This window comes from uncultured Methanobrevibacter sp., from assembly GCF_937906425.1.
GTDB lineage: Archaea > Methanobacteriota > Methanobacteria > Methanobacteriales > Methanobacteriaceae > Methanobrevibacter.
This window is the reverse complement of record NZ_CALCYR010000209.1, coordinates 1-9,425: the sequence shown is the minus strand read 5'-3', so window position 1 is coordinate 9,425 and position 9,425 is coordinate 1. Positions and strand designations below refer to the sequence as shown.

General features: G+C 31.6%; 6 protein-coding genes. 2 read left to right on the top strand and 4 right to left on the bottom strand.

From position 1 onward, the window contains the following. Positions 1–1,132, top strand: a 1,132-nt coding sequence (locus Q0138_RS06095) for a DUF6273 domain-containing protein (RefSeq protein ID WP_297982092.1), incomplete at its 5' end; no start/stop codon positions are given. Between the two features lie 160 nt (positions 1,133–1,292). Here the strand turns inward: Q0138_RS06095 and Q0138_RS06090 are convergent. The 4 genes from Q0138_RS06090 to Q0138_RS06075 form a co-directional block, all read right to left on the bottom strand. After that, positions 1,293–1,730, bottom strand: a complete 438-nt coding sequence (locus tag Q0138_RS06090) for a secondary thiamine-phosphate synthase enzyme YjbQ (protein WP_297982090.1) — start codon at positions 1,728–1,730, stop codon at positions 1,293–1,295. A gap of 323 nt (positions 1,731–2,053) precedes the next feature. Continuing rightward, complete coding sequence (locus Q0138_RS06085; RefSeq protein ID WP_297982088.1) at positions 2,054–3,043, bottom strand: TFIIB-type zinc ribbon-containing protein; 990 nt, start codon at positions 3,041–3,043, stop codon at positions 2,054–2,056. A gap of 789 nt (positions 3,044–3,832) precedes the next feature. After that, positions 3,833–5,488 (bottom strand): phenylalanine--tRNA ligase subunit beta, encoded by a 1,656-nt coding sequence (gene pheT, locus Q0138_RS06080; RefSeq protein ID WP_297982086.1) that lies wholly within the window; start codon positions 5,486–5,488, stop codon positions 3,833–3,835. Between the two features lie 177 nt (positions 5,489–5,665). Continuing rightward, positions 5,666–6,022 carry a hypothetical protein gene (locus Q0138_RS06075; protein WP_297982084.1) on the bottom strand — a complete coding sequence of 119 codons (357 nt, stop codon included), beginning with the start codon at positions 6,020–6,022 and terminating at the stop codon, positions 5,666–5,668. 565 nt (positions 6,023–6,587) lie between these two features. On the opposite strand from Q0138_RS06075, the gene Q0138_RS06070 reads away from it, so the two are divergent. Further along, on the top strand, positions 6,588–9,350 hold the full coding sequence (locus tag Q0138_RS06070; protein WP_297982082.1) for a valine--tRNA ligase: 2,763 nt from the start codon (positions 6,588–6,590) through the stop codon (positions 9,348–9,350). Positions 9,351–9,425 lie beyond the last annotated feature (75 nt).

The following is a 9,425-nucleotide window of genomic DNA, read 5'->3' as shown; positions in this document are numbered from 1 at the left end:
AATTTTAGCTGGTAAATATGCAATAATAAATGGAAGCAATGCATATATTATTAATACAACGTCTGAGTCAGCATCTATGATTTTATATATAACTGGTTCAGTTAAGGTAACTACTGAAACAGAGGCAATCTTAGCATTAACTGAAGATGATTATGGAACTAGCTATTATTACCGAGGAGCAGTCGAAAATAATTACGTTGCCTTTGCTGGAATGTGCTGGAGAATAGTAAGAGTAGATGGATTAGGTAATACTAAATTAGTATTATATAATTATAATCCCAATGAAGTAGATAATCCCTGCGCAACAAGTGAAGATGGAACAAGTAATGCATTTGCGAGGTATAGCGAATCTACATATACAAGTGTATTTAATTCTTCACGTGATAAAAATGCCTATGTTGGTTTCATGTATGGAACGCCAGGAAGTAGTACATATGAAGCAGAACATGCCAATACAAATAAAAGTACCATATTAACAAATTTAGAAACATGGTATGATGATTATTTAGGAGAAGATGCTGAAACAGATTATACCGATTTATTAGCTGATGTTATCTGGTGTAATGATAAAAGTTTAAATACCGATAGTGATTTTAATCCATTAGGATCAAGTTATACTCCAACCAATTTAGGATATAACACTGAAGTAACATACTATGGTGCAACAACAAGACTCTTAGATGATAAAGCAACATCATGGACAAAAGCAACAACAAGCAAAGTAACGTTAGTGTGTCCAGAAGCAGGAAGTGATGGAAAACTATCAAAGTTTACGGTATCAGATACAACAAATGGGAATGGAGCCTTAGATAAAAAGATCGGATTACTAACTGCGGATGAAATAGCATTTGCTGGGGCAGCATATGGAACTTCTAATACATTATATTACCTAAGAAAAAATGCATCTGGTAATTACTGGTGGTCCTTGTCTCCTGACGTCTTCTTTGGTGCCCACGCTAGCGGCTGGAGCGTGTACGTCAATGGCTACTTGAGTGGCAGCAACTACGTGAACAATGCTCTCGGGGTCCGTCCCTCAGTTTCTCTTGTATCCACGGCTAGTGTAACAACTGCATCAGAAACTAATCCAGGTACAGCAAGTAATCCATATATAATTGGAGTTAGTTCTAGTTAGAAATTTAATTTTACATTATATTGAAAGACCAATATACCGGTTTTTCTTTTTTTAGATTATTATTAAGATTTTTATTAATTTTTTGCTCTGTTTATTCTATTTTTTAAAAATTATTATTTAATAATTAATATTTTTATATTTAATCAATTTTTAATCAGATTTATTCTAAAATAAAGTTCAAATCGACTGTTCTATTCATTCTAGGACCATCCAATTCTATAAAGAATATTGATTGCCAGGTTCCTAAATCTAATTTTCCTTCACTTATTGGAATGCTTTCAGAAGAGCCCAGTAAAAATGATTTTAGATGGGATGATGCATTGTTGTCTATGGCATCATGTCTGTAGTTATTTTTGTCTAAAACCAATTCATTCAAGATATTTTCAAAATCTGTTAAAAGACCTGATTCATTTTCATTTACTCTAATTGCGCTAGTGGAATGTTTGGTAAATATGGAAACAATTCCGGTCTTATTTGGTATTTTATCATCATATTCTTGAGTTATATTGTTTAAAATTTCCTTAACTTGGTCTGTAATGTCTATTATTTCAAAAGAAGAATTAGAATTAATTTTAATTGATTTTTTAATTATTGTCATAAAATCACTTAAATATAATTTTTAAAATGTTTTTATTTAATTTTTTCTAAAATTCATAAAATGGGTTTGTTGGATTCTAAGGGAAATAAATTTTAAATTCTGAAAAAAGGGTTTTGGGGCTGTTAAGAAAATAAATTTTTGTTTAAAAAGAGGTTTATTCTTAATGAATTGAAATGGTAAAAAATTGAAATTTAATAAAATAGTTTAAAAATTGAAAATAAGATAAAAAATAGTTTTAAATAAAAATAAGATAAAAAAATAATTTAAATTAAAATAAGAAAGAAAAATAATTTTAAATTTAAATAAAAAAGAAAAAAATAATTTTATATGTTTTTGATGATGACATCCATGTCTTTGCATCTGTTTCTGATGGTAACAGCAGTGACTTTAGTCGCTTCTGCAATTTCCCCTTGGGTTACACGTTCGTCGAGTAGGATTGTTGAACTGTAGATAGCAGCTGCTGCGAAACTTTTAGGATCTTTTCCTCCAAGGATTTTTTCTTGTTGAGCCACTTCAAGAATTTCAATAGCTTTGGATTCAATAGCATTGGATAATCCTAAGTTGCTTGTGAATCTTGGAACGTAATCCATAGCTCTTGCAGGAGGTACCTTAATCTTTAATTCTCTCTTAATTAAGTTTAAATTGTGATGAAGAGTTCTTTTAGAAATGCCTGACGCTTCTTCAATTTCTTTTAAACTTCTTGGAACATTTTGTTCTCTGCATGCAACAAATAGGCTAACAGCCATGATTCCATCAATGGTTCTTCCTCTAACAAGTTCCTTGTCAAGAGCTTCTTTGTAAATGTAGATAGTTCTTTCCTTAATGGATTTAGGAAGAGATAATCTGGAAATTAACATCAGCAATGTTGGAGTTGCTCTGAGTAAGTTTCTGTCCTTGTTGTTTTTGATTTTGGATTGGTTATTCATTCTTCTTAAACGATTCCACATTCTTCTTTGGTCGTGGTTAACATCATTTAATCTTAAACTGGATCCTAATCCTCCATCAGCTCTGCCATTGTCTGCCATTGAATGTTGTGTAAGTCCTTTTCCATCATTATTTATAGCGGTTCCAGATGGAGTAAAGTCTATAATGTTTTCTTCAACAACTAATCCGCAGTGGGAACAGATAATTTCATGTTTGGCGTCATCTGTGAAGAAATCACTTGAACCACACTGTGGGCATTCGGAAATTTCTTCTCTTTCTTGAGATTTTAAGTAATTAATTTTTTCAGTCATGATGTTTTGGTTTTTTAAGTTTAATGAAGTTCTACGGCTAGATACGGTGTTTTTAGTGGATTTTAATGTTCTTTTCATGGTATCACATTTTTTTTAAAATAAAATTTGGAATGCTACTTCAAATATCAATGATAATGGATTAAACTTTAAACTCTGATGAATTTGATCTCTGATGTGTATGGTCTAATCGGTTTGTGCTTGATAATTGAAGGTGACAAGTTAAATGTATTGTTCTACATTTTAACTATTGGTAATGAATAGAACTAAAAAATAAATGTTCTAGAAAGTTTAAATTTTGGTTCAACGTATGGTTTATTTATTAAATTCGTGGTATGGGTGCATCAAAATGGGCGAGAGAAGTGTCAATATTGCTTAAATATTGATTAAGTGCTCGGATTGATGATGTATACAATTAAAATTAATAAATATGGTTGAATTAATTTTTAGTGAATGATATATGTTGGTATTTTTCTTCATTTTAGTATTTTACTGCTACATTCTCAAATTTAAAAATTAACTATTGCAATAATTTTTATAATTTAGTAATTTTAATTTTTAGCTTATGTTTGGTTTAAATTTATTTCATTTAATCTTTATTTATTAATTAAATATTAATATGGTGGTTTTTTATAAAATTTTTTTTAAGTTTTAAATTTTTAGGAACTTTTTTTGTTCGTTTTAATAAGAATTAACCTTTTTTTAGGATTTAAATTTATTAAGTTTTTTTCTTCGGTTCAATAAGAATTAATCTTTTTTTAGGATTTAAATTTATTAAGTTTTTTTCTTCGGTTCAAGAATTAACCTTTTTTTAGGATTTCAAATAAGAAAAAAATTATAATTTAAAAAATATAAAATGATTGAATTTTATTATTGTAAAAATTCAATCTCAAATGCAATAACCGGATATTCCAGTTCAAAGTTTCTAATAACTTCTGGAGCTATTTCTCCAAAGAATCCAGTTATCATGCCATTTTTACTTTTTCCATCAACATTAGCCACTCTTCCTGGAATGAAACTAGGATTGTCTGAGTCTGAAATTTCCATTGAGTATCCTAAATTGGATAATACGCTTGCTACAGTTGATTTTATTTCAGTGAAGTTTGCACTTGAATGACAAATCATTCCAGCCAATTTCTTGGCAGCTCTTGTTTTGTTGAATGTGCTGTCGTCCATGTATAAAACATCACCAATTTCAAAAATCTTTTGTGGAAGATCCTCATGCTTGTTGTCTTCTAAAAATTCCATAAGACTGTTAAGCAAACTGGTTCTGATCATGGTTCCGCTAATTGTAATTGGCTTTGACACTTGAACGTGGTCAATCTCTTCCTGATTCATCTTTTCAAAGTGATTTGTTTCACTTGTAAGCATTAAACTCATAATTTCCTGGAATCCTAAACCAATCATAACTTCACGGATGGTCTTTTCGGATTTAAACCAGCTATGTTCGGTAGCCACTGTTGTAAGATTTGGCAATTTTGCTTCCACAGCATTGATATGGTATTGTATTGCAATGTTTTCAACAATGTCAACCTCATGGAGAATATCCATTCTGAATGCAGGAATGATTACTTCCAATTCATTATCGTTTATTATATTTGCATCAAATCTTGCCTTTTCAAGCAATAACTTAATGTCTTCTGCATTTAGCTCAGTTCCGCCAATTAAGTCATTGGTCAAATCAACATGGACAGTTCTTGTTTTTGGACTTAGGTCTGGAGTGATTATGGTTTCATCAGCATATTCAATTTCCATGGTTTTTATTTTTCCTCCAACTTCACCAAAGGATGCGCAGATAATGTTTAATGCAAATCCGACTGCCCTGTCGTCAGTTCCGGTTACATCAACAATAATGTTTTTTGTATCCTCTGAAAGTTTTGTCAATTCTCCGTTAATGATTGGAGGCATTGATAAGACCTGGTCGTCCTTGTCAAGAATAAGAGGATAATGGTCGAATTGGTCAATCAAATGAGCATACTTTTCTCCAGTCTTATGACTTTTCAAAATCTCGTCAGGAGTCATTTCCTCTTCCATTTCAAGAGCTACAAAAGGATTTTCATCTTTTCCTGTAGCTATGTATTTGTATGGCCCTTCAACAACATCTGCATTGTGAATACCTATAGCGACCTTTTTCCTGTCCCTTCCGATTACCCAATGCAGGTTTTCCTGAAAGTCCATGATGTATTTGATCTTGTCTCCTGAGAAGTCAACTCCTTCGATTTTTGCAAACTTGATGTAAGGACGTATTTCTGCAACTTCAGGGCTTACAATAACTTTTTCACCTGAAGGTTCTATATCATATTTTGGAAATCCTGTTTCAAGTCCTAAAAATCCTTTAAATGATCTTGCAACCCCTTCAACAGAGAGATTGTCTGGACGGTTTGGGAAAAATTCCACCTTTATCTCTTCATCATCATAATCTTCAATATCACTTGCCATCATAGGTAAGGTATTAATGAGTTCATCTTTTTCCATATCAATACCTAAATCCTTTAAATCCTGATATTTGAATGTTATTACTGGCATTTTATCTCCTAATTTTATAATTTATATTTTTTTAATTAAAATTTTTTAATTAAAATTTTTTAATTTAAGTTTTTAAATTAATTGGTAATTCTAATTTAAATTCCTTATTTGGGAATCTAATCTTATTTTTAATGTAAATTTTAATATTAAACTTTAAAGTATTTTAATCATGCAGGCTTAAAGTCCGAAGATTGCTATAAAGAATAAGCTTTCGATTACAAAGTGTAATGATCTATGTGGCAACCAAGGAATATGTCTAATAACTATTGAATGACTTACGTCAAGTATGAAATGTATTAAAGCTGCTAAAAATCCTATTTTTATTGAGAAAAATACTATTGACACTATTATAAAATGGAAAAACGCTTCTAAAGCTTCATGAACAACCCAAGTTTCCATAACTGAATCTAATGTGCTACTTAAAAGGCCTCCAAATATTATGTAGAAGTCTCTAACATAGCCCCAAACTATTCTGCTGTGAACTTCATCACTTATTGCAAGTACAATAGCTACATAAAACCATAATAAATTCATTTTTCCACCTCGTTTAAGTTGATTTTTAAAAATTATGTTAAGTAATCATAAATTAATTTAATAAATTAAATAAAAAACTTATTTTTTTTAAATGATTATTATTTATTAATTAGATAACATACTATGTTTTTTTATGTATATTATTTATTATAAAATTATTGTTTTTGATTATAATTTTATTGATTTTATATTTAATTGGCATTTGTTTTATTTAAATATTCTTAGTTAAAAGGATTTTTAATTTTTAAATATTTATTTAAATCTTCTTAGTTTAAGGGATTTTTAGTTTTTTTAATTTTTATTTAAATTTTTTTTATTTTAAAGGATTTTTAGTTTTTTTAATTTTTATTTAAATTTTTTTTATTTTAAATGATTATTCAATTAAAATATTCATTGCTTTTATTTATCAAATTTGAAAAATATTTAAAATATAAAAATATTTAATAAAGACTTTTAATATATATTAACTTAGAATGTTTGATATTTGATTTATTTTTTAAAAATAAATTCAATTATACATTTTTTCATTATTTTTACTATTATTTAATTGATTGGAGATAATATTTTGACAAATAAAGAAATTCCTAAAGATTATGACCATAAGAAAGAAGAGAAATGGCAGAAAAAATGGGAAGATGATGAAGTTTATAAATTTATTGGAGATGGAACAAGACCTAGATATGTCATAGACACACCCCCTCCTTATCCAACAGGATTGCTTCATATGGGCCACATCTTAAACTGGGCTTATATTGATTTTAATGCAAGATACCGTCGTGAAAAGGGTATGGATGTATTGTTCCCTCAAGGATGGGACTGTCATGGCCTTCCAACAGAGGTAAAGGTTGAAGAGACACATAACATTAAGAAGAATGATGTTACAAGATCAGAATTCAGGGATATGTGTACAGAATTGACCTCTTCAAATATTGAAGCCATGAGGGTTCAAATGAGATCTGTAGGTTTTTCACAGGACTGGAGTAGGGAATACATTACCATGACTCCTGAATACAGGAAAAGAACTCAATTGTCCTTTTTAAAAATGTATGATCAGGGATTGGTTTATCAAGGCATTCACCCTGTAAACTGGTGTCCTAGATGTGAAACAGCCATTGCATTTGCAGAGGTTGAATACAGTGACAACACCACATTTTTAAACTATGTGAATTTCCCTCCGGCAGATGTTCCAGAGGATGTTCTTGCAAATATTGAAGGAAATTCCTATGTAAGATATGCTGAGTTTAGCCAAAAGGCAGACCCAAGTGTTGATGGGGTATTGATTGCAACAACCCGTCCTGAACTTATGTCTGCATGTGTTGCTGTGGTTGTTCACCCTGATGACGAGAGATACAATAGTCTTCTTGGAAAATATGTGGAAGTGCCATTGTCCGGTCAAAAGGTTAAAATCATTGCAGATGAAGAGGTAGATATGGAATATGGTACCGGTGCAGTAATGATTTGTACTTTTGGGGATAAGACTGACGTTGCTTGGGTAAACAAATATGATTTGGATGTTATTGAAGCAATTACTGAACAAGGTATCCTGACTGAAGCTGCCGGCAGATACGAAGGCATGGAACTTAAGGATGCGAAGGCTCAAACCATTGTGGATCTTGAAGCTGAAGGATACCTTAAGAAGCAGGAGGAAGTTGACCAGAATGTAGGTCAATGTTGGAGATGTAAGACTCCTATCGAGATTCTTGTTAAGAAACAATGGTTCGTTGCCGTAACAAAGATGATTGATGAAATCAAGGAAGCTACTGAAGAAATGCGTTGGGTTCCGGAACATATGAAAAGCCGTTTGTTGAATTGGGCAGATTCTATGGAATGGGATTGGTGCATTTCTAGACAAAGATTGTTTGCAACTCCTATTCCTGTATGGTACTGTAAAGACTGTGGAAAGGTTATTTTGCCTACAGAAGAGCAATTGCCAATCGATCCAACAATTGACCAACCAACTGAAGCATGTGAATGCGGATGCAGTGAATTCATTGCTGAAGAGGATGTATTGGACACTTGGATGGACAGTTCAATTTCCCCACTTTCTGTAGCTGATTGGCCAAATCCTGGCTGGGAGAATATTTTCCCATCAAATATCCGTCCTCAAGGACACGATATCATCAGGACTTGGGCATTCTATACAACCCTTAGATGTTTGGCCCTTACAGGAGATAAGCCATTTGATGACATTGTAATCAATGGTATGGTATTTGGAGAAGACGGTTACAAGATGAGTAAATCCCGTGGAAATGTAACCGGTCCTGAAGAGGTTATTGAAGAGTATGGTGCAGATCCATTAAGATTATGGGCTGCAAACAGTGTCCCTGGTTCAGATGTTGCATTTGATTGGAAAAACATCAAGCACGGTTACAAGTTCATTAGGAAATTCTGGAATGCATTCAGATTCATCAGTATGCACATCTTCGATGAGGAATCCGAAAAGGCTTTAAAAGGTGACATCGAGTCAATCAAGGAAAATCTCAAGCCAATGGATACATGGATTTTTGCAAAATTGAATAAGGTCAATAAAATCGTTGATGCGGCATTTGCTGACTATAACTATGCCACTGTAATCAATACAATTGAACAGTTCATTTGGCATGATTTCTGTGATGAATATATTGAGGCAGTAAAATACAGGTTATACAATGATGAAATCAGTGAGGAATCAAGAATTGCAGCTAAATACACTCTCAGAACTGTAATTGAAGATTCATTAAAACTGCTTGCTCCAATTGCTCCTTTCTTTACAGAAGAGGTTTACCAATACTTTGGCAATGAAGGAAGTATTCACAATGCATTATGGCCTGAAATTGATGAAAATCTAGATTCTGTTGAAATTGAAAATGATGGTGACTTGGCTATTGAATTAATTGGTGAGGTTAGAAGATTCAAATCAGCTTCCAAAATCCCATTGAATGTTCCTGTAGCTAATGTAAACGTTTATGTCAATGAAAAAACAGAAAACCTTAAGGATGTCTTTGAATACTTTGCAGATGACATTAAGGGCACCTTGAAGATTGAAGACTTTGAAATAACATCAGGCAAGCCTGAAGTTCATGAAAAGGTTATTGAAATTGAGCCTGACATGAGTAAGATAGGTCCTCAATTCAAGAAGGAAGCCGGCAAGGTTATTGGATTTATAAAATCAACCGATCCTGATGAAATAGCTAAACAACTTGAAGAGAATGGTGAAATAGCTATTGCAGATGGTGTAATTACTGAAGAGCACTTGAATATGAAAAAGGAAATTGTAGGTGCAAGCGGTAAGAAGGTTGACATTTTACAGTCTGAAAAATTAGGCATAATTGTAGAAGTAATTAGGTAAATTACTTCTTTTATCTTTTTTTAATTCTATTCTTTTTTAGTTTAAATTTTTTTTTTAATTCTATTCTTTTTTAGT

What these genes read in the sequence shown, in the direction of transcription:
- Q0138_RS06090 (WP_297982090.1), bottom strand. Translation starts at nt 1,730, where the DNA reads ATGACAATAATTAAAAAATCAATTAAAATTAATTCTAATTCTTCTTTT.
- Q0138_RS06085 (WP_297982088.1), bottom strand. Translation starts at nt 3,043, where the DNA reads ATGAAAAGAACATTAAAATCCACTAAAAACACCGTATCTAGCCGTAGA.
- pheT (WP_297982086.1), bottom strand. Translation starts at nt 5,488, where the DNA reads ATGCCAGTAATAACATTCAAATATCAGGATTTAAAGGATTTAGGTATT.
- Q0138_RS06075 (WP_297982084.1), bottom strand. Translation starts at nt 6,022, where the DNA reads ATGAATTTATTATGGTTTTATGTAGCTATTGTACTTGCAATAAGTGAT.